The sequence below is a fragment of the Bacillus velezensis genome (assembly GCF_001461825.1).
In the GTDB taxonomy this organism is placed as follows: Bacteria; Bacillota; Bacilli; order Bacillales; family Bacillaceae; genus Bacillus; species Bacillus velezensis.
The window spans coordinates 106,054-125,207 of sequence record NZ_LLZC01000021.1 but is presented as its reverse complement, the minus strand read 5'-3'; the positions used below and the strand labels follow the sequence as shown (position 1 = coordinate 125,207).

Sequence of the window (19,154 nt, the reverse complement as noted above, 5' to 3'; positions counted from 1 at the left end):
GAAGGAGGCGATTGCCTCCTTTTTATGTTTTTTCCTGAGGGTCTTTTTCCGGCACTAATTCTTCAGACGCCTCGGTTTGATAGCTCCATAGCGTGCTATCCGCCTCTGTTGTGTCCTGATAATCTTCGGGAAGTACATATTGCTGCAAATACCGGTGAAAAAATGCCTCAAAAACAGAAATGCCAAGTGCAGAGATAACCGATGCCGCGGCAGGAGAGACATTAAATCCGCCAATGTTCATAAGGAATATCCATAATATAATGAATGAAATTCCGAAATCAGCTGCAACGGCTGTGAAATTGCTTGTTCTCGGCAGAATCATGCAATCACCCGCAAAATAAGTGATTAAACTTAAGATCACTGTAATAAACAGAACGTTTAAAAAGGTTACTTGGTACATAAGATCCAGAACAATGTACAGTAAAGCAAGTGTGAGCGCCGTTTTAGAAGCGAAAGCAATTACGTGTTTCATTTGAACCACCTTCGTTATTTCGTTTAGTCTTCATTGTAAGCAATCCGCAAATTTTTAAACTGGTATATAGTGGTTATAAAGTATACGTTTTAATAAAATGTGAATAGACATCACAGGATTCACAAGTTAAAATATGTAAAAAGGGGGATGCAAATGAAAAAATACTGGATTTGTATTGCTGTTTTTTTATTATGTTTTAGCGGAATACACTCAGCTAAAGCGGCTACCACTGAATTCGGATCAAAAACAAGCTTCACTTTGGAGGGAAATGCAAAAGAGTTTCATATTGAAAATCCTGGGGCTGTAGCTGCCGACGATTACTTTTTAGGATATAAGTTCACCATCATGAACAACTCTTCGTGCGGTTTAAGCATGAAACTCCAGCGGATGGCGCTGAACGGAAATTTTTATACATTAAGTTCTAAAAACTACAGCGGCAGCTGGTTAAACCTCAGTGCCCAGGATAAAAAATCAATTGATCCGTATCACAAATACAGAATTCTGGTTGAAAGTTCTTCAAACGTCTGTGGCCCCGCCTATATTAAAGGGTTATACGGTGTAGAATATTATCATTTTGATTGAAAATAGATACTCGCTAAAGGCAGCGGGTTTTTTTATATTTAAATATAACCTATTGTACTATGTACTAAATATTCATATATAAATTTTGATCGCCCGCCCAAAAGAAAAGATAGACAAAAACAAATTCATCACGCACAAATATACAAAGTTGAAAAATGGATGAAAAGTTTCTTTAGGGAAACATTATTAGTTGACTTCAAAAGTGTGATGTCGGATAATAAGAATGTAAGTTTTTCCTCCTTAGCAGATTCGTTTCTTAAGCCAGGGCGAATCTGCTTTTTTTATGCAAAAAAACCCCTCTGTAAGGGGTTTTTTACGATAAATGAAGTTTAATAGAATTAATGTACGGCTCTGAATACGCCGATAACTTTCCCCAAAATGCTTACGTTTTGCAGGATAATCGGCTCCATCGTCGGATTTTCCGGCTGCAGCCGCACATAATTGTCTTCTTTATAGAAGCGCTTAACCGTCGCTTCATCATCTTCGGTCATAGCTACGACGATTTCTCCGTTATTGGCCGTGTTCTGCTGTTTGACGATGACGTAATCTTTGTCAAAAATGCCGGCGTCAATCATACTTTCTCCCATGATTTCTAACATAAAGACATGTTCGCCCGGAGGAACCATCCGGTCAGGAAGCGGAAAATACTCGTCGATATTTTCAACAGCCGTAATCGGAATACCCGCCGTCACTTTCCCGATGACCGGAACGTTTACGACCTGGCTTTTCGGAATTTGGACTTCTTCTTCATCCAATACCTCAATCGCTCTCGGTTTAGTAGGGTCCCGTCTGATCAGGCCTTTTGTCTCCAGCCGCGCCAAATGGCCGTGCACGGTTGAACTGGAAGCCAGTCCTACTGCTTCTCCTATCTCTCTTACAGAAGGCGGATATCCTTTCGTTTTTACCTCTTCTTTAATAAAACGCAGGATATCAAGCTGCCTTTTTGATAGCTTCGTCATATTTCGCACCTCAAAACGTCGATTTTAAGTAGATTATAGCATGATTTTCCTGACAGTACAAACATAGGTTCGAAAAAAACGATTGACAGAAACGTTTGTTCGTATATACTGAAAGGTATAAAAAGCGAACAAACATTCTTATTGGAGGTTGTTTACATGGCGAAAGAATCTATCATATTTGTCGGACTGTTTACTGCGATTTTAAGTGCCGCTATTTTACTTGTCTCATGTGCGGGAAATGATCAGTCCCTCAGCCAATATGTTAAAATAAAGGTTCAGGACGGCGATACACTCTGGTCACTTGCGGATCATGTAGCAGAAAAGAAACACATTAATAAAGAAGATTTCATTGAGTGGGTGACGGAGAATAACCATCTCCAAACTGCTGATATAAAGCCCGGAGACGAACTTATTCTTCCGGTTAAGAAGAAGCATCCGGCCGTATATCAGCTGGCCATTGTCAATTAGAGAGGAAAGAGAGAAATGAAGGCGCTCATTTATGCCCGCGTAAGCACAAACAAAGAACAGCAGCAAACGTCATTAAAAAGACAGGAAGAGGAGCTCAGTGAGATCGCTGCTGCAAACGGCATGGAAGTCGTGAAAGTCATTTCTGAGAAAGCCAGCGGTTACGAAATGGACCGCGACGGAGTATTTGAAATGCTTGATGAAATTAAAAAATCACATATTGACGCGATATTGGTGCAGGACGAAACGAGATTGGGAAGAGGAAACGCCAAGATTGCGCTTTTGCATTGCATTTACAGGGAGAACGTAAAGATATATACGACGGCTCATAAAGGTGAACTGGAGCTTTCCGAAGCTGATACGATGGTACTTGAAATCGTCAGTATTGTTGAGGAATATCAAAGGAAAATTCACAATATGAAAATCCGGCGGGGAATGAAAAGAGCCGTGAAAAACGGTTACAAACCTGAACGGAATCTGAAAAACAGGCATGAAAACAGCGGAAAAGAAAAAAAAGAGGTTCCAGTTTCGGAAATTATCAGGCTGAGAGCCAACAAGCTTACCTTTGCAGAAATCGCAGCGACCTTAAGAGGATTCGGCTATGATGTGTCCAAAGCCACGGTTCACCGGCGGTTTCAGGAATATACCGCAGACACAGAAGGCAGCTGACGCGCATCAGTTGTAAAAAAGACTGCGTTTTAGTAGTATATAATCAACACGCACCAAAGGAGCTTATTATGATTTCTAAAGAAAAAATCGCAAGAATTAACGAATTGGCTCAAAAAGCTAAATCAAACACAATAACGGATGAGGAAAAAGCTGAACAGCAAAAGCTTCGCCAGGAATATTTGAAAGGATTCCGCTCCTCAATGAAAAATACGTTAAAGAGCGTAAAAGTGATTGATCCGGAAGGCAACGATGTCACCCCTGAAAAATTAAAAAGAGAACAACAGAAAAATAATCTTCATTAAACAGAAAGAATACGGCAATACGTATTCTTTTTTCGTATATACTAATATCAGGATGTGCTTTACGACAATTTTCAACAAGTTTATCTCAAATTTAAGCTGAAAGAGTTGAGAAAAAGTCAGCATCGCTTTATGATGAAAAGGTACAACAATAAGGAAGGGGATTATAATGGATACAATTGAAAAGAAATCAGTTGCCACCATTCGTACACTATCTATAGACGCAATTGAAAAAGCGAATTCCGGACATCCGGGCATGCCGATGGGAGCCGCTCCGATGGCATATACATTGTGGACGAAATTTATGAATGTAAATCCGCAGAATCCGGGCTGGTTTAACCGCGACCGCTTTGTTTTATCAGCAGGCCACGGTTCAATGCTTTTATACAGCATGCTGCATTTAAGCGGATATGACCTCAGCATTGAAGACTTGAAACAGTTCCGTCAATGGGGAAGCAAAACACCGGGACATCCGGAGTTCGGGCACACAGCCGGAGTAGACGCTACGACCGGACCGCTTGGACAGGGTATTGCAATGGCAGTGGGAATGGCAATTGCAGAACGCCATCTGGCTGAGACATATAACCGTGATTCATTCAACGTAGTTGATCATTATACATACAGTATTTGCGGAGACGGCGATTTAATGGAAGGCATTTCTTCCGAAGCAGCTTCTCTTGCAGGCCATCTTGAATTAGGCCGTCTGATCGTATTATACGATTCTAATGACATTTCCTTAGACGGCGATTTAGACCGTTCTTTCTCTGAAAATGTAAAGCAGCGTTTTGAAGCAATGAACTGGGAAGTTCTTTATGTTGAGGACGGAAACAACATCGCTGAATTGACGGCTGCAATTGAAAAAGCGCGCCAGAATGATAAAAAACCGACATTGATCGAAGTGAAAACGACAATCGGTTTCGGTTCTCCAAACCGCGCGGGCACATCCGGCGTTCACGGCGCTCCGTTAGGACAAGAAGAGAGCAAGCTGACAAAAGAAGCGTATGCTTGGACGTTTGAAGAAGATTTTTATGTTCCGGAAGAAGTATACGGGCATTTCAATCAAGCTGTAAAAGAAGCCGGCTCGAAAAAAGAACAGGAATGGAATGAACTGTTCGCGGCTTATAAAGAAAAATATCCTGAGCTTGCTGAACAGCTGTCACTCGGCATGAAAGGCGAGCTTCCTAAAGACTGGGATCAGGAAGTTCCCGTTTATGAAAAAGGCAGCAGCCTTGCTTCCCGTGCATCTTCAGGTGAGGTGCTGAACGGGATCGCCAAGAAAATTCCTTTCTTTGTCGGGGGATCTGCTGACCTTGCGGGTTCAAATAAAACGACAATCAAAAATGGAGGAGACTTCACGGCAAAAGACTACGCCGGGAAAAACTTCTGGTTCGGTGTCCGTGAATTTGCGATGGGCGCTGCATTAAACGGAATGGCGCTTCACGGCGGCCTCCGCGTATTCGGCGGCACATTCTTTGTGTTCTCTGATTATTTAAGACCTGCCATTCGTCTGGCGTCATTGATGGGTCTTCCCGTCACTTATGTATTCACACATGACAGTATTGCCGTAGGAGAGGACGGGCCGACTCACGAACCGATTGAGCAGCTTGCTTCTTTACGCGCACTTCCTAACCTTTCTGTGATCAGACCTGCTGACGGAAATGAAACCGCAGCTGCATGGAAGGTTGCCGTTCAAAGCCAAGATCATCCGACAGCTCTTGTATTGACACGCCAAAACCTGCCGACGATTGATCAGCAGGCTGAAGAAGCGTATGCGGGCGTGGATAAAGGGGCTTATATCGTTTCCAAAGCCCAAACAGAATCACCGGCCGCTCTTCTTTTAGCGACAGGTTCTGAAGTCGGACTTGCGATCGAAGCTCAAGCGAAACTGGCTGAAGAAAACATTCACGTATCTGTAGTCAGCATGCCGAGCTGGGACCGCTTTGAAAAACAATCGGCCGAGTACAAAAACAGCGTGCTTCCTCCGAATGTGACGAAACGTCTTGCGATCGAAATGGGTTCAAGCTTCGGATGGGGCAAATTTACCGGTCTTGAAGGAGACGTTCTCGCAATTGACCGTTTCGGTGCTTCAGCTCCGGGAGAAACAATTATGAAAGAATACGGGTTTACTGCAGAAAACGTGGTTGACCGCGTGAAAAAACTTTTAAACAAATAACGAGACAAAAGAGGATGAGTCAAATCATCCTCTTTTTCCTGTTTATGCGACAAAAATAGAAGGGGCGGCGCAACAGTAATAGACAATTCTTTCTTTTCTCCTTTTGTATAATAGAAAGCAATAACGAAGCGCTGTAAAAGGGGATGAGGAAATGGAACGTCATTACTATACGCACCTGATAAAGGATGAGTTTGCGAACCACTACTTCGGGCGGGAAACGGCTATGTTTGAGTTGTTTCGAGACTATCATTGGACAGATCTGACACCCCAGGAATATCAAATGACAGAAAAGCAAGTTCAATATATAACGGAACCGATTCCGGTGATACATATGCATCAGCGTCTCCAGCTGCATTTAAACCGAATGAGTTACAGCCGTTTGGATTCCATTTACCGGCTTACACTGCCCGGAGAAAAGGGTTGCGCCACCTTCATGATGAAAGACAGTTTAATTGAGATTGCAGCTTCGGGAGATTATGAGGCGGAAACGATTTTCTTTGAGATTCTGCGTAAAATCAGCCCCTGTTTTCTTGCAATGGATTTCAAGACACGGCGCTACGGGTGGTTAAATCCGGTCAGAGAAAGAAATTTTGTCTAAAAACGAGGAAAAAGAGATGTAAATGTTGTATAATAGCCTTTGGTTTAGTACACTTTAAACTAGACAACATGAAGGAGGAAATAAAATGACTTTATGGGTTGGCATCCTAGTGGGCGTTGTCGCATTGCTCATAGGTGTTGCACTCGGGTTTTTTATTGCTCGTAAATATATGATGAGCTATTTGAAAAAGAATCCGCCTATTAATGAACAAATGTTACGCATGATGATGATGCAAATGGGAATGAAACCTTCTCAAAAGAAAATTAATCAAATGATGAAAGCCATGAATAATCAAGCGAAATAATACGTACAGATTATGATATAGAGATACATGGTTATAAAAATAAAAAACCCGGAGAGGGTTTTTTATTTTGGCGTCATGTTTCACCCCAACTGCCGGTGTGCAGTTCTTTTTGATATTGTATGAGAAGGTGGTCAAGCTCCTGGCTGAGTTCTATCGTAATGTTTGATGTCATTCCGTTTGTCATGACGATTTTAAGCAGCTCTGCCCGTTTTTTTTCAATTTCATTTAATAGATGCTCTCTAATCACAGGGATATATCCTTTCATACATAAATCTTTCACCTGAGTCGCTATTATTATATCCACATTTATACTGTTTTTCAAATAAGAAGGAGTATAATATCTCGATGTCAAATTAAATTATATAAGCTTTTTCTATAAAAAGTAATCCTTCTCGGGAAAGTGTTAAAAAAATGAAATGATTTTGTCATAACTCGAAGGGAGTGTGTCATCGTGAGTTTTAATTACTTTCTGACGTTTGGGGCCGGATTTCTGTCTTTCATTTCTCCATGCTGTCTGCCGTTGTACCCCGCCTTTTTATCTTACATAACTGGTGTCAGTATGGACGAGGTGAAAACAGAAAAGGTGATGCTGCAAAAGCGCGGCCTCGTGCATACACTTTGTTTTTTGCTTGGTTTCTCCGTGATTTTTATCGCATTGGGATATGGAACTTCATTTATCGGCAGTTTTTTCACCCAATATCATGAAGCGATCCGCCAGTTTGGCGCTATCATGCTGATCCTTTTCGGGCTGATTACTGCCGGTGTGTTTCAGCCGAAATTCATGATGAAAGAGCGGCGCATTCACTTTAAGCGCCGTCCGGAGGGGTTTATCGGTTCGGTTCTGATCGGTCTTGCGTTTGCAGCCGGCTGGTCGCCGTGCAGCGGGCCTATTTTAGGAGCCGTGTTTTCGCTGGCAAATACAAATCCTTCTTCAGCAGTGCCGTATATGTTTTTATATGTTCTCGGTTTTGCGATTCCTTTTCTTGTTCTTTCATTTTTTATTACCAGAATGAATTGGATTCGCAAGCATCAGCTGCTTATCATGAAAATCGGCGGCATTCTTATGATTCTGATCGGAGTTATGCTGTTTTTTAACTGGATGAGCTACATTCTGATCGTTCTGTCAAATCTTTTCGGAGGATTTACGGGTCTGTAACGGGTTAATAACTTTTGAACTATTATATACCCTTTCGTTTTTGGTACAATAAGACTAGTTAATGTTAAATATGTGGAGGGGAATATGACACGAGTTTTAGTTGTAGATGACGCCAAGTTCATGAGGGTGAAAATCAGAGAGATTCTGGAATCGGCGAATTACACAGTGGCCGGGGAAGCGGCTGACGGGGAGGAAGCCCTGGCAGTATATCAAAAAATCCGTCCCGACCTGGTGACAATGGATATTACCATGCCGGTCAAAAACGGTATACAGGCGCTGCAGGATATTTTAGCTTTTGACCCGAAAGCCCGGATCATCATGTGCACCGCCATGCGGCAGCAGCGGATCGTTCTGGAAGCGATTGAATTAGGCGCTAAAGACTTTATCGTTAAACCGTTTGAAGCATCTAAAGTGCTGGAGGCCGTAGGCCGGGTAACGGGAACGTAAACGTGTTCTCTTTTCAAATTGGTTTTTTTTATGTTTTTGGAGTATAGTATATAGTATCAAACTCCGTGCAAGCAAAGGAATGATAAAGATGATGATTATAATTTCATCCGTTATTGCAGCGGCCATGGCAATTTCCGTGATGATCGTCAGGATTAAATCCTCCGACAAGCCCGCTTCACCTAAAAAAATAATTCTCCCGCCGATTTTCATGAGTACGGGAGCGCTTATGTTCCTTTTTCCGATTTTCAGAGTGACGGGCGAAGAATTTTTGGAGGCCATTACGCTGGGCGTAATCTTCTCTATTTTTCTGATTAAAACATCTAAATTTGAGATTAAAAATAATGAAATCTATTTAAAACGGTCAAAAGCGTTTGTGTTTATCCTGATTGGTTTGCTGGTTATCAGAATCGCTATGAAATCCATTTTGAGCACGACGATTGATTACGGAGCTTTAAGCGGGATGTTTTGGATTCTTGCTTTCGGAATGATTGTCCCGTGGCGCATCGCGATGTTTTTGTCTTACCGCAAACTTTCGAATGAACTGAAGACCGCTGATATTCAGATGAATTAAAACCTTTCCGTCCGCCGGAAAGGTTTTTTATTTGAGCAGGGCTTGATAAGGAGTAAGATCAATCTGTTTTTCACGGAGATGCTTTTTTAAAAATTGATGATCACGCTTAGGAGTGGCCAGTATGTAACCCCTGATGATTAAATCACGGTTTATTTGTTCAGCTTCCTCCGCTAAGGAAAGTTCACCGATTTTTCCGGCGATTTTCGCTTTGGCTACATCCCGAAAGAGCTCCGGCACGGGGGCGACCAGTTCATCCAAAAACGCCTTGTCACCCTCATTCCATAAGTGCTTGCTTTTTTCAATATAATAGTCCTGCCAATCCAGTTCTGACCGGCCGTCTTCTTTCGGTAAGCGTTTTAAAAATTTTCGAAACATAAAAAACCCGCCGATAGACAGCAATCCGATCATCACGATGACCCAAAATAAAATAAACCACATAAACCAGCCTTCCAGCATTGTTCTATCTCCTCCTTACTTTAACCATATTGTAAACGAAGACAGAATAGAAGAACACATGAAAAAAAGAATAGAAAAAAAGAATAGAAAAAATGATAGATGTCCAGTCATTCCGGTTGCTAGAACATATTCTATCGTATAGTGATTCTGCTATTTGGCCATGGGAGATTCACTTTGAGGGTATATGACTGATATGACCGGACAAAAAAGCCGCTTCCATTGAGGGATGAAAGCGGCTTTTTTATGTTATAGAGGAAATTGAAAGGAAAAAGAGGCAGGAGTCTCATTTGGCTCCTTGTTCATGGAGACGGTCAGAATATGGTTGGTGAAATCAGTGAAAATATGTTTGTCGTTCAGATAAAAAGGAAGCATCATTTGTTTGTTTAACGTCCGTTCAAGCGTTTTAACAGAGAGCATAAACTCATTTCCCGAAAGAGTGACGGTTATCGCTTGCACCTGCTTCAGCGCCGTCAGGTCGGCTTCAATGATATATTGACGGCTTGTTTCATATAGATCGATCGGCAGCGTCTCGTCATACCAAGCATACGGGTCCTCGTAAAACTGCCGCAGCCATTCTTCCGTATCATCAAATTCTTCAGCGTTTTTTGAGTGATTCATGGAAGCATCCCTCCATATTAAAAAGCCTTGCTATAACGTATGCAGAAGCTTTGAATGGGTGAATGGCACAAAAAAACAGACACCGGGGTCTGTTTTACATATCGTGGCTTGTATTATGTTTTTGTCTTGTATGGTTGCGGTTTTTCACTTTTTTGCTTCCGCTCAGCGGTTCCGGCTGGCCGGGGTTATGGCCCTTCGGAGCATTTTTATGCATATCTTTACTCGTATTTTTATTTGTCATGTTAAAGCCTCCTTTTTAAGGTGTTCCGGCTATTGGTTTGTTTTTCTTTTTTTATTGTTCTGCCGTTCTTCTTCCGTCAGGACGAGCTGGTCATTTTCTATATAACCCGCGCCTTTGCCTTGGCTTTTCGCATCATTCATGCCGTTAATTACATGATTGGCTTTCCGTTTTACCATGATCATCACCTCAACATTAATATGGCTCTTTACAGCCCGTTGTATGAGGCGGAAAATCGGACAAAATTTACCGAAAATCATACTGATAAGACGATCTTATTGTATTTAATAAAAACATTGATATTTACTTATGTATGATTTTATACTAAGATGAAATTGTGAGAAAATTGTGATGGAATGTGAACATTCATCTAAAGAACGATCTTGATCATTGAAGGGGGATTTTGGAGAATGACAAATCAGCAAAAAGTCGCAACACAAGACGTTTTCCAAGCAAGAAAAACATTTTCTTCAAATGGGAAAACATACAACTACTATTCATTAAAAGCATTGGAAGACGCAGGGGTCGGCAATGTTTCAAAACTTCCTTATTCTATTAAGGTTCTTTTGGAATCTGTTTTGCGTCAGGTAGACGGACGTGTCATTACAAAAGAACATGTTGAAAATTTAGCAAGATGGGGTACTGCTGAATTAAAAGATATCGATGTGCCGTTTAAACCGTCACGGGTTATTCTACAGGACTTTACCGGCGTTCCGGCCGTAGTTGACCTGGCATCTTTAAGAAAAGCCATGGCCTCTGTCGGCGGAGACCCTGATAAAATCAATCCTGAAATTCCGGTTGACTTGGTCATTGACCACTCCGTACAAGTCGACAAAGCCGGTACGGAAGACGCGTTAGCCATTAATATGGACTTAGAATTCGAAAGAAATGCAGAACGTTATAAATTTTTAAGCTGGGCAAAGAAAGCGTTTAACAATTATCAGGCTGTTCCGCCTGCAACAGGTATCGTTCACCAGGTAAACCTTGAGTTTTTGGCAAGTGTCGTTCATACGAAAGAGGAAGACGGAGAACTTGTGACATATCCTGATACATTGGTGGGAACAGATTCCCATACAACAATGATTAACGGAATCGGCGTCCTCGGCTGGGGTGTCGGCGGTATTGAGGCGGAAGCGGGAATGCTCGGCCAGCCTTCATATTTCCCTGTTCCTGAGGTCATCGGCGCGAAACTTGTCGGAAAATTGCCTAACGGAACGACGGCGACTGACTTGGCGCTGAAAGTCACTCAAGTGCTGCGCGAAAAAGGCGTAGTCAATAAATTTGTTGAATTCTTCGGTCCTGGTGTTGCTGAGCTTCCGCTTGCGGATCGTGCGACTATTGCCAATATGGCGCCGGAATACGGAGCGACTTGCGGATTCTTCCCGGTTGACGAGGAAGCACTTTCTTACCTGCGTCTGACCGGCCGTGAAGAAGAGCAGATCGATATTGTGGAAGCATACTGCCGCAACAATGGTTTATTCTATACGCCTGACGCGGAAGAGCCGATTTTTACAGACGTTGTGGAAATTGATCTGTCAAAAATCGAAGCGAACCTTTCAGGACCGAAACGTCCGCAGGATTTAATCCCGCTTTCCGTTATGCAGGAAACGTTTAAAAAACATCTTGTCAGCCCGGCCGGCAACCAAGGATTCGGAGCGGATGCTGCTGAAGAGAACAAAGAAATTTCATTTAAACTTAACAGCGGCGAAGATGCGGTTATGAAAACAGGGGCGATTGCAATCGCTGCTATTACAAGCTGTACGAATACATCAAACCCTTATGTATTAATCGGTGCCGGATTGGTAGCCAAAAAAGCGGTAGAATTAGGCTTGAAAGTGCCGAATTATGTTAAAACGTCACTTGCACCGGGGTCTAAGGTTGTTACTGGATACTTAGTCAACTCAGGCCTGCTTCCTTACATGAAGGAGCTCGGCTTTAACCTCGTAGGGTATGGCTGTACGACATGTATCGGGAACTCCGGCCCGCTTTCTCCAGAGATTGAAGAAGCGGTTGCTAAAAATGATCTCTTGATCACTTCTGTCTTGTCGGGTAACAGAAACTTTGAAGGCCGGATCCATCCGCTTGTCAAAGGAAACTACCTTGCGTCACCTCCGCTTGTTGTCGCATACGCATTAGCAGGCACTGTGAATATCAACCTGAAAACGGATCCGATCGGTGTCGGAAATGACGGACAAAATGTTTATTTCGATGACATCTGGCCGTCCATGGATGAAATCAATTCTCTCGTCAAACAGACTGTTACGCCGGAATTATTCCGCAAAGAGTATGAAACGGTATTTGACGACAACCAGCGCTGGAACGAAATCGAAACGACGGATGAAGCGCTGTATAAGTGGGATCAGGATTCCACTTACATTCAAAACCCGCCGTTCTTTGAGGAAATGTCTGTAGAGCCGGGAAAAGTTGAGCCTTTAAGAGGACTTCGCGTTGTCGGCAAATTCGGCGATTCCGTGACGACTGACCACATTTCTCCGGCCGGAGCGATCGGAAAAGACACACCGGCGGGCAAATACCTGCAGGAAAAAGGCGTTTCTCCTCGTGACTTTAACTCTTACGGCTCACGCCGCGGAAACCATGAAGTCATGATGAGAGGAACATTCGCCAATATCCGCATTAAAAACCAAATCGCACCGGGTACAGAAGGCGGATACACAACACATTGGCCTACCGGGAAAGTGACATCTATTTATGATGCCTGCATGCGGTATAAAGAAGATAAAACGGGTCTTGTCGTCCTGGCCGGAAAAGATTACGGAATGGGCTCTTCACGTGACTGGGCTGCAAAAGGAACAAACCTGCTCGGCATCAGAACAGTCATTGCCGAAAGCTTTGAAAGAATTCACAGAAGCAACCTCGTCTTCATGGGTGTGCTGCCGCTTCAGTTCAAACAGGGTGAAAACGCGGATACACTCGGCTTAACCGGTAAGGAAGTCATCGAGGTGGATGTTGATGAATCTGTACGTCCGCGCGACTTGCTGACTGTCAGAGCAATCAGTGAAGACGGTACGGTAAAAACATTTGAAGTTGTTGTCCGTTTTGACAGTGAAGTGGAAATTGATTACTATCGCCACGGCGGCATTTTACAAATGGTGCTTCGCGATAAAATGAAACAGTAGCAGAATGAACAAAGGAGAGAAAGCAGTCTGCTTTCTCTCTTTTTATGCGGGAGGCCTTGAGATGCTTGCGAAATGGCTGGGCGGAATATTACTTATCGGGTTGTTAGTGTATGCGGGCTGGAACATTTATTCTGTACAAAAAAGTCCGAAAGAAGGGACAGAAGAAGGGATGAAAGCCCCTGACTTTACACTTGATACATTGTCAGGAAAAAGCATCTCCCTTTCTGATTATAAAGGAAAAAAAGTGCTCCTCAATTTCTGGGCGACGTGGTGCAAGCCGTGCCGAATGGAAATGCCCGATATGCAGGAGCTGCAGAAAGAATATCCTGATATTGCGGTAGCAGCCGTTAATTTTACGTCCTCTGAAAAAAATATACAGGCTGTGAAATCATTTGCTGATCATTATCAGCTGACATTTCCTATTCTGATTGACAAAAGCGGAATTAACGGAGATTTCAACGTGCTTTCTTATCCGACAACATACATATTAGACGAAAAAGGAACCATTCAGCACATTCGCGTAGGCACGATGACAAAAAAAGAAATGAAAGAAAAACTGGATCTCAAATAGAGGTTCAGTTTTTTTATTGTGAAGGGCTTAGGTTTTGAAAAATTGGAAAAAATGAATGAAAACACGGAGGTGAGAAGATTGAAAAAAATGCGAAAACGTTCTTTTCATGAATTGGTTATGGAAAATAAACGTGAGCTGATGACCAATACGGAATATTTGAATCAGCTTGAAGAAAAGCTGGAGCAGCGGTTCAAACAAAAATAACCTTTAATTTGCAGTCATGTTTGCACCTCCTTTTGCAAAATATACTCTTAAGGAGGGATGAACATGGGCATAAACAAGAAAGACGGCCAGCCGCAATACGCTCCGAGCCACTTAGGGACAAAACCCGTTAAATATAAACGCAACAAAGGGGAAAAGTTTCATGACAAGTCAAACGGACATCCGATTGTCATGCAGACGAAAGGCGAATAACATCATCAAAGGAGAGCAGACATTATGACAAACAATTATCAAAAACCGAATCCGGATGACCGTTCCGATAACGTTGAAAAGCTGCAGGATATGGTGCAGAATACAATTGAAAATATAGAAGAAGCCAAAGAATCAATGGAATTTGCGACAGATGAGGAAAGACAGCGCATTCAAGAGAAGAATGCCAGACGCAATGAAAGCATTGAATCGTTCCGCAGTGAAATCCAGGATGAATCGGCTGCAAGAGAAAACGGCTATCAATCATAATAAAAACCAGGGAAACCTGGTTTTTTTCTCTTTCCGGCTCGTTGTGATAAAATGGGGCTAATCTGATAATAAGGGAGCAGAGAACGTTGCATGTGTCAAAAAAAGAAATAGAAGTGCGTTATGCGGAAACAGATCAAATGGGCATCGTCTATCATGCCAATTACTTAGTCTGGATGGAGGTCGGCAGAACGGCGCTGATTAAGGAACTCGGATTCCTTTACAAGGATATGGAAGATAGAGGTGTGCTGTCCCCTGTATTGGATATCAGCATTTCTTATAAAAAGCCGCTCCGCTACGGAGAAACGGCTGTCGTACATACTTGGATTGAAGAATATAACGGATTTAAAACCGTTTACGGCTACCACATCTATAATCCGGATCAAGAACTTGCCATCAAAGCGACATCCTCTCATATATGCGTTGATAAAGAGAGCTTCAAACCGATTCAGTTTCGCAAGGCTTTTCCTGATTGGCATGCCGCTTACGAAAAGGCAAAAAAATAAGGAGCGGCTGCACTTATGGCATTTGGAATTACGCGTAAGGAACTGGAAAGATGGAAGCGGGATGTATCGGAAGGGAAAATCGCTTTTTTAACGCATTACTGGCTGGACGACCGCTTTCCGGAGGCTAAGACCGTGACGAAGGCCGGTTCAAGCGATCTCAATAAACTGATCAGATGGGGAGCGGAGTACGGGCTGAAGCCGGAGTGGATTCACCATAAAAATGAATTTCCCCACTTTGACCTGCTCGGTGATACGCAAAGAAGCATATTAGAAAAAGAACGTCTGACTGATCATCTCAAAAGGTTCAGGCTGTAAAAAAAAAGAACGCATCCGCTGCGTTCTTTTTTTTACACATAATCAAATACCGGCTCTTCTGCCTGATCTGAATATGTGACTGACAAATCGTGATTATCAAAGTACCATAAGTCGCTTTCTTCAATAAAAAAGGTAATGCCTTCAACTTCCGTGCTGGTGCCGATGTTCATCGGCCGGTCTTTTAAAATGCCGAGAGAAAAGCCTTTCTGAACGTTGCTGCATCCCCCGTAACGGACAAAGAAACGGACGTGGTCGCCTGTTTCCAGATCGAGCTCTTCTTTGTACCAATCCAGCGCGCCTTTCGTTACTTTCATGTTCATCCGGAACACTCCCTTTTTGTTTCTCATATAAAGAAATTATCTCTATTATAAACGCATATGGCATTTTGATGTCAAAATTGAAGTTTCATCAAAACCATTTGATCTTCGGCTCTGTTTTGTTTATAATCCGTTTGATGTTTGCCCTGTGTCTGTAGATAACAAACGCGGTCAAGAGCGTCACTACGATTAATAAATAAGGGTCTTTTACAAACAGACAGTAAATAATCGTATAAATCCCTGTTAACATTGAAGACAGAGAAACAAATTTCGTAAGGAATAAAAATACGAAAAATACTGCAACCATCGTAACGAATAACAGCGGAGCATAAAACAGCAGGACGCCCCCTGATGTGGCTACGGCTTTGCCTCCTTTAAACTTTGCGAACACGGGGAATACATGGCCGATCACTGCTGCCACCCCTGCGAGAAGAGGATGAATGGGGACGTGCAGTAAATATGGGAGCGCCGCGGCCAAGGTGCCTTTTAAAATATCGGCTGCGATGACAACAGATCCCGCTTTAACGCCAAGCGTGCGAAAAGCATTTGTGGCGCCCAAATTGCCGCTTCCGTGTTCTCTAATATCGATCCCTTTCGCAAGTTTGCCTACGATTAAACCTGACGGGATGCTGCCTATTACATAGGCCAAAATAATCAATAAAGCAATCAACATCTACATTTCTCCTTTTCAATGTCCCTTCACTCTATTTTAACACGAGTTGTTACCGTCTGATGACAAGTTTTTTGAGAATTAAGCTGACAAAGCGCTTTTTTTGATTCCGGCGAAGCGGTCATGTACAATATATCAAAAGGAGATGGTAAAGATGCAAAATCCTTCAAAATCAGAGATTAAAGAAATTCTGGACCGGAGCAAACGGATCGCAGTCGTCGGGCTGTCAGACCGTCCCGACCGGACTTCTTACATGGTTTCCAAAGCGATGCAGGATGAAGGGTATGAAATTATTCCCGTCAATCCAACGATTGATGAGGCGCTTGGCGTTAAAGCCGTCGCTTCATTAAAAGACGTGGAAGGACCGATTGATATCGTGAATGTGTTCAGACGCTCTGAGCAGCTTCCCGGCGTCGCTGAAGAATTTTTACAGACGGACGCTCCCGTTTTTTGGGCGCAGCAGGGTCTTGCAAATGAAGAAGCGTATCGCATGATTACAGACAAAGGACGGACGGCTGTTATGGATTTATGTATAAAAGTCGCCCGCGCTGTTATAAAATAGGAACAAAAAAGGCAAAAATCCTTGGCAAATCAGGGGTTTTTGCTTTTTTATTGAAAGAATACTCTTTGCGTATGATGATGAAACAGATACAATAAAGCATGAACAGCTTTTTTAGAAACCCCTTTATACGGGGGTTTACAGTCTGTTTGCGATGGCCGGCATAAAGCTATATAATAGAAAGCGAACTCATGTTCTTATCCGCCGAAAAGGGCACCAAAAAGATGAAAAGCCGTTCGAATGTATGTCTTGCGGCCTAAAAAACGAGCCATTCGCTTAAATATGTTGCGAAATCAAGCATATTGGTTATAATTGTGAGTCCGAGGAGAATTGGACCGAAGCTTGCGCATACTGAAAAACAAAGACATGAAAACATTTAAAAAAGAGAATGATTAAGAGCAGGTTTTTTGAAAGGGGTTTGTACGTTTGGCTAGAAAACAGCAATTTGATTACAACGAAGATGCCATACAGGTGCTTGAAGGCCTGGAAGCCGTCAGAAAACGACCGGGAATGTACATCGGTTCGACGGACGCACGAGGCCTGCACCATCTGGTATATGAGATCGTCGACAATTCCGTCGATGAAGTTCTTGCCGGCTACGGAGATCATATTATCGTAACGATACATAAGGACAACAGCATCTCCGTACAGGACAGAGGACGCGGAATGCCGACCGGGATGCATAAGCTCGGAAAGCCGACGCCGGAAGTTATTTTCACCGTGCTGCATGCCGGGGGGAAATTCGGACAGGGCGGCTATAAAACAAGCGGCGGTCTGCATGGTGTCGGCGCATCTGTCGTAAACGCGTTATCGGAGTGGCTGACAGTTACTATTGAGCGTGACGGATATGTTTATAAACAGCGGTTTGAAAACGGCGGCAAGCCCGTGACTTCACTTGAAAAAATCGGAACCACCAAAAAAACGGGAACGCTTACCCATTTTAAACCTGATCCGTCAATGTTCAGCGCAACGGTTTATAATTTTGACACGCTGTCAGAACGTCTGCGCGAATCAGCTTTCTTGTTAAAAGGTTTGAAAATAGAATTAATTGATGAACGGAACGGCGTAAAAGAAGTATTTTATTATGAGAACGGAATTGAAGCATTTGTCGCTTATTTAAACGAGGAAAAAGACGCTTTATGCGAAGTGGTTTCCTTTGAAGGCGAGCATCACGACATTGAAGTCGATTTCGCGTTTCAGTTTAATGACGGGTATTCAGAAAATATGCTGTCATTCGTTAATAACGTCAGAACAAAGGACGGCGGCACCCACGAATCAGGAGCCAAAACGGCAATGACAAGAGCGTTTAACGAGTATGCGCGAAAGGTCGCCCTTTTAAAAGAGAAAGACAAGAACCTTGAAGGCGCCGATATCAGGGAAGGTTTGTCCGCAATTATTTCCGTGCGTATCCCGGAGGAACTGCTGCAATTTGAAGGCCAGACGAAAGGGAAGCTTGGCACAAGTGAGGCGAGATCAGCCGCGGATGCCGTCATTTCCGAGAATCTTGCTTATTTCTTGGAAGAAAACCGCGATACGGCGACCCTGCTTGTCAAAAAAGCGATTAAAGCAAGCCAGGCCCGTGAAGCGGCCCGTAAAGCGAGAGAAGAAGCGAGAAGCGGCAAAAAACGCAAAAAATCAGAAGCGACGCTGAGCGGAAAACTCACACCGGCCGGTTCCAGAAATCCGGCGAAGAATGAATTGTATCTTGTGGAGGGAGACTCTGCGGGAGGTTCTGCAAAACAGGGAAGAGACCGGAAATTCCAAGCCGTGCTGCCCCTTCGCGGAAAGGTCATCAACACAGAGAAAGCAAAGCTTGCAGACATCTTCAAAAATGAAGAAATCAATACGATTATTCATGCGATCGGAGGCGGTGTCGGCGCAGATTTTGATATAGACGACATCAACTATGACAAGATCATCATCATGACGGACGCGGATACCGACGGCGCGCACATTCAAGTCTTGCTGTTAACGTTTTTCTACCGCTATATGAAACCTTTAATCGAGCACGGAAAAGTCTTCATCGCCCTTCCGCCTCTTTACAAAGTGAGCAAAGGGAGCGGTAAGAAAGAGATTATTGAATATGCCTGGTCCGACGAAGAAATGGACGGCGTTTTAAAGAAAGTCGGCAAAGGGTATACCATCCAGCGCTATAAAGGTCTGGGAGAAATGAACGCAGACCAGCTCTGGGAAACGACGATGAATCCCGAATCGCGAACTCTCGTCAGAGTCAAGATCGACGATGCGGCACGGGTAGAGCGCCGCGTAACGACATTAATGGGAGACAAAGTAGAACCGAGAAGAAAATGGATTGAAAAGAATGTTGCCTTCGGATTAGATGAGGAAAGCAATATTTTAGAAAATGAAAACTTGTCGGTCGCTGAGGAGGTTTAA

The 19,154-nt window shown here is 43.2% G+C and carries 28 protein-coding genes; 19 read left to right on the top strand and 9 right to left on the bottom strand.

Annotation, left to right across the window (positions count from 1 at the left end):
- Positions 1-22: 22 nt before the first annotated feature.
- Positions 23-472, bottom strand: coding sequence for a YndM family protein (locus AR442_RS18480; protein WP_014418015.1), 450 nt, complete (start codon positions 470-472; stop codon positions 23-25).
- A gap of 153 nt (positions 473-625) precedes the next feature.
- On the opposite strand from AR442_RS18480, the gene AR442_RS18475 reads away from it, so the two are divergent.
- Complete coding sequence (locus tag AR442_RS18475; protein WP_014418016.1) at positions 626-1,054, top strand: hypothetical protein; 429 nt, start codon at positions 626-628, stop codon at positions 1,052-1,054.
- 338 nt (positions 1,055-1,392) lie between these two features.
- On the opposite strand, the gene lexA is transcribed toward AR442_RS18475, so the two are convergent.
- The gene (gene lexA / locus AR442_RS18470; RefSeq protein ID WP_007611720.1) at positions 1,393-2,013 is read right to left on the bottom strand and encodes a transcriptional repressor LexA; all 621 of its coding nucleotides are present in this window, start codon (positions 2,011-2,013) and stop codon (positions 1,393-1,395) included.
- A gap of 156 nt (positions 2,014-2,169) precedes the next feature.
- Between lexA and yneA the strand changes: the two genes are divergently transcribed.
- The 6 genes from yneA (at position 2,170) to AR442_RS18440 (ending at position 6,521) form a co-directional block, all read left to right on the top strand.
- On the top strand, positions 2,170-2,481 hold the full coding sequence (gene yneA / locus AR442_RS18465) for a cell division suppressor protein YneA (RefSeq protein ID WP_003154001.1): 312 nt from the start codon (positions 2,170-2,172) through the stop codon (positions 2,479-2,481).
- Positions 2,482-2,496: 15 nt separating this feature from the next.
- Entirely contained in the window at positions 2,497-3,147 is a 651-nt protein-coding gene (locus AR442_RS18460) for a YneB family resolvase-like protein (protein ID WP_021493418.1), read from the top strand.
- Positions 3,148-3,215: 68 nt separating this feature from the next.
- A complete protein-coding gene (locus AR442_RS18455; RefSeq protein ID WP_003153997.1) occupies positions 3,216-3,449 on the top strand; it encodes a DUF896 domain-containing protein in 234 nt (77 codons plus the stop codon).
- Between the two features lie 166 nt (positions 3,450-3,615).
- Positions 3,616-5,619: a transketolase gene (tkt, locus tag AR442_RS18450; RefSeq protein ID WP_014418018.1), complete on the top strand. Its 2,004-nt coding sequence runs from the start codon at positions 3,616-3,618 to the stop codon at positions 5,617-5,619.
- A 151-nt stretch (positions 5,620-5,770) separates the two neighbouring features.
- Positions 5,771-6,217: a sporulation inhibitor of replication protein SirA gene (gene sirA, locus AR442_RS18445; RefSeq protein WP_014418019.1), complete on the top strand. Its 447-nt coding sequence runs from the start codon at positions 5,771-5,773 to the stop codon at positions 6,215-6,217.
- Positions 6,218-6,302: 85 nt separating this feature from the next.
- Positions 6,303-6,521: a YneF family protein gene (locus AR442_RS18440; RefSeq protein ID WP_003153994.1), complete on the top strand. Its 219-nt coding sequence runs from the start codon at positions 6,303-6,305 to the stop codon at positions 6,519-6,521.
- Positions 6,522-6,594: 73 nt separating this feature from the next.
- Here AR442_RS18440 and AR442_RS18435 read toward each other — a convergent pair whose 3' ends face one another.
- Positions 6,595-6,768, bottom strand: coding sequence for an aspartyl-phosphate phosphatase Spo0E family protein (locus AR442_RS18435; RefSeq protein ID WP_012117647.1), 174 nt, complete (start codon positions 6,766-6,768; stop codon positions 6,595-6,597).
- A gap of 201 nt (positions 6,769-6,969) precedes the next feature.
- Here AR442_RS18435 and AR442_RS18430 point away from each other — a divergent pair, with 201 nt between their 5' ends.
- From AR442_RS18430 to AR442_RS18420, 3 genes are all read left to right on the top strand, one after another.
- Entirely contained in the window at positions 6,970-7,677 is a 708-nt protein-coding gene (locus AR442_RS18430) for a cytochrome c biogenesis protein CcdA (RefSeq protein ID WP_088056486.1), read from the top strand.
- An 84-nt stretch (positions 7,678-7,761) separates the two neighbouring features.
- Positions 7,762-8,124, top strand: coding sequence for a response regulator (locus tag AR442_RS18425; protein WP_007410327.1), 363 nt, complete (start codon positions 7,762-7,764; stop codon positions 8,122-8,124).
- 79 nt (positions 8,125-8,203) lie between these two features.
- Positions 8,204-8,695 (top strand): CcdC family protein, encoded by a 492-nt coding sequence (locus tag AR442_RS18420; protein ID WP_007611735.1) that lies wholly within the window; start codon positions 8,204-8,206, stop codon positions 8,693-8,695.
- A 27-nt stretch (positions 8,696-8,722) separates the two neighbouring features.
- Here the strand turns inward: AR442_RS18420 and AR442_RS18415 are convergent, their stop codons facing one another.
- From AR442_RS18415 to sspO, 4 genes are all read right to left on the bottom strand, one after another.
- On the bottom strand, positions 8,723-9,151 hold the full coding sequence (locus AR442_RS18415; protein ID WP_014418020.1) for a DUF2621 domain-containing protein: 429 nt from the start codon (positions 9,149-9,151) through the stop codon (positions 8,723-8,725).
- A 246-nt stretch (positions 9,152-9,397) separates the two neighbouring features.
- On the bottom strand, positions 9,398-9,769 hold the full coding sequence (locus AR442_RS18410; protein WP_007410324.1) for an Hsp20/alpha crystallin family protein: 372 nt from the start codon (positions 9,767-9,769) through the stop codon (positions 9,398-9,400).
- A gap of 94 nt (positions 9,770-9,863) precedes the next feature.
- Positions 9,864-10,010: a small acid-soluble spore protein P gene (locus tag AR442_RS18405; RefSeq protein ID WP_003153984.1), complete on the bottom strand. Its 147-nt coding sequence runs from the start codon at positions 10,008-10,010 to the stop codon at positions 9,864-9,866.
- Between the two features lie 29 nt (positions 10,011-10,039).
- Positions 10,040-10,186: an acid-soluble spore protein SspO gene (gene sspO / locus AR442_RS18400; RefSeq protein WP_003153982.1), complete on the bottom strand. Its 147-nt coding sequence runs from the start codon at positions 10,184-10,186 to the stop codon at positions 10,040-10,042.
- 231 nt (positions 10,187-10,417) lie between these two features.
- Here sspO and acnA point away from each other — a divergent pair, with 231 nt between their 5' ends.
- The 7 genes from acnA to AR442_RS18365 all read left to right on the top strand — a co-directional run bounded on the left by acnA (position 10,418) and on the right by AR442_RS18365 (position 15,214).
- The gene (gene acnA / locus AR442_RS18395) at positions 10,418-13,144 is read left to right on the top strand and encodes an aconitate hydratase AcnA (protein WP_017417878.1); all 2,727 of its coding nucleotides are present in this window, start codon (positions 10,418-10,420) and stop codon (positions 13,142-13,144) included.
- A gap of 61 nt (positions 13,145-13,205) precedes the next feature.
- Positions 13,206-13,715: a TlpA family protein disulfide reductase gene (locus AR442_RS18390; RefSeq protein ID WP_014418022.1), complete on the top strand. Its 510-nt coding sequence runs from the start codon at positions 13,206-13,208 to the stop codon at positions 13,713-13,715.
- 78 nt (positions 13,716-13,793) lie between these two features.
- Entirely contained in the window at positions 13,794-13,919 is a 126-nt protein-coding gene (locus AR442_RS18385) for an FbpB family small basic protein (RefSeq protein ID WP_012117651.1), read from the top strand.
- A 63-nt stretch (positions 13,920-13,982) separates the two neighbouring features.
- Complete coding sequence (locus AR442_RS18380; protein ID WP_003153977.1) at positions 13,983-14,129, top strand: acid-soluble spore protein N; 147 nt, start codon at positions 13,983-13,985, stop codon at positions 14,127-14,129.
- A 24-nt stretch (positions 14,130-14,153) separates the two neighbouring features.
- Positions 14,154-14,396, top strand: a complete 243-nt coding sequence (gene tlp, locus AR442_RS18375) for a small acid-soluble spore protein Tlp (RefSeq protein WP_021493415.1) — start codon at positions 14,154-14,156, stop codon at positions 14,394-14,396.
- An 86-nt stretch (positions 14,397-14,482) separates the two neighbouring features.
- Positions 14,483-14,899 (top strand): YbgC/FadM family acyl-CoA thioesterase, encoded by a 417-nt coding sequence (locus tag AR442_RS18370; protein WP_003153973.1) that lies wholly within the window; start codon positions 14,483-14,485, stop codon positions 14,897-14,899.
- A 15-nt stretch (positions 14,900-14,914) separates the two neighbouring features.
- Positions 14,915-15,214, top strand: coding sequence for a hypothetical protein (locus AR442_RS18365; RefSeq protein ID WP_007611759.1), 300 nt, complete (start codon positions 14,915-14,917; stop codon positions 15,212-15,214).
- 32 nt (positions 15,215-15,246) lie between these two features.
- Here AR442_RS18365 and AR442_RS18360 read toward each other — a convergent pair whose 3' ends face one another.
- Together AR442_RS18360 and plsY are read right to left on the bottom strand one after the other, a co-directional pair.
- A complete protein-coding gene (locus tag AR442_RS18360; protein ID WP_007410318.1) occupies positions 15,247-15,534 on the bottom strand; it encodes a HesB/YadR/YfhF family protein in 288 nt (95 codons plus the stop codon).
- Between the two features lie 88 nt (positions 15,535-15,622).
- Positions 15,623-16,204, bottom strand: coding sequence for a glycerol-3-phosphate 1-O-acyltransferase PlsY (gene plsY / locus AR442_RS18355; protein WP_014418024.1), 582 nt, complete (start codon positions 16,202-16,204; stop codon positions 15,623-15,625).
- A 151-nt stretch (positions 16,205-16,355) separates the two neighbouring features.
- On the opposite strand from plsY, the gene AR442_RS18350 reads away from it, so the two are divergent.
- Both AR442_RS18350 and parE read left to right on the top strand, forming a co-directional pair.
- Positions 16,356-16,763: a CoA-binding protein gene (locus AR442_RS18350; RefSeq protein WP_007410316.1), complete on the top strand. Its 408-nt coding sequence runs from the start codon at positions 16,356-16,358 to the stop codon at positions 16,761-16,763.
- Positions 16,764-17,186: 423 nt separating this feature from the next.
- The gene (gene parE, locus AR442_RS18345; protein WP_014305073.1) at positions 17,187-19,154 is read left to right on the top strand and encodes a DNA topoisomerase IV subunit B; all 1,968 of its coding nucleotides are present in this window, start codon (positions 17,187-17,189) and stop codon (positions 19,152-19,154) included.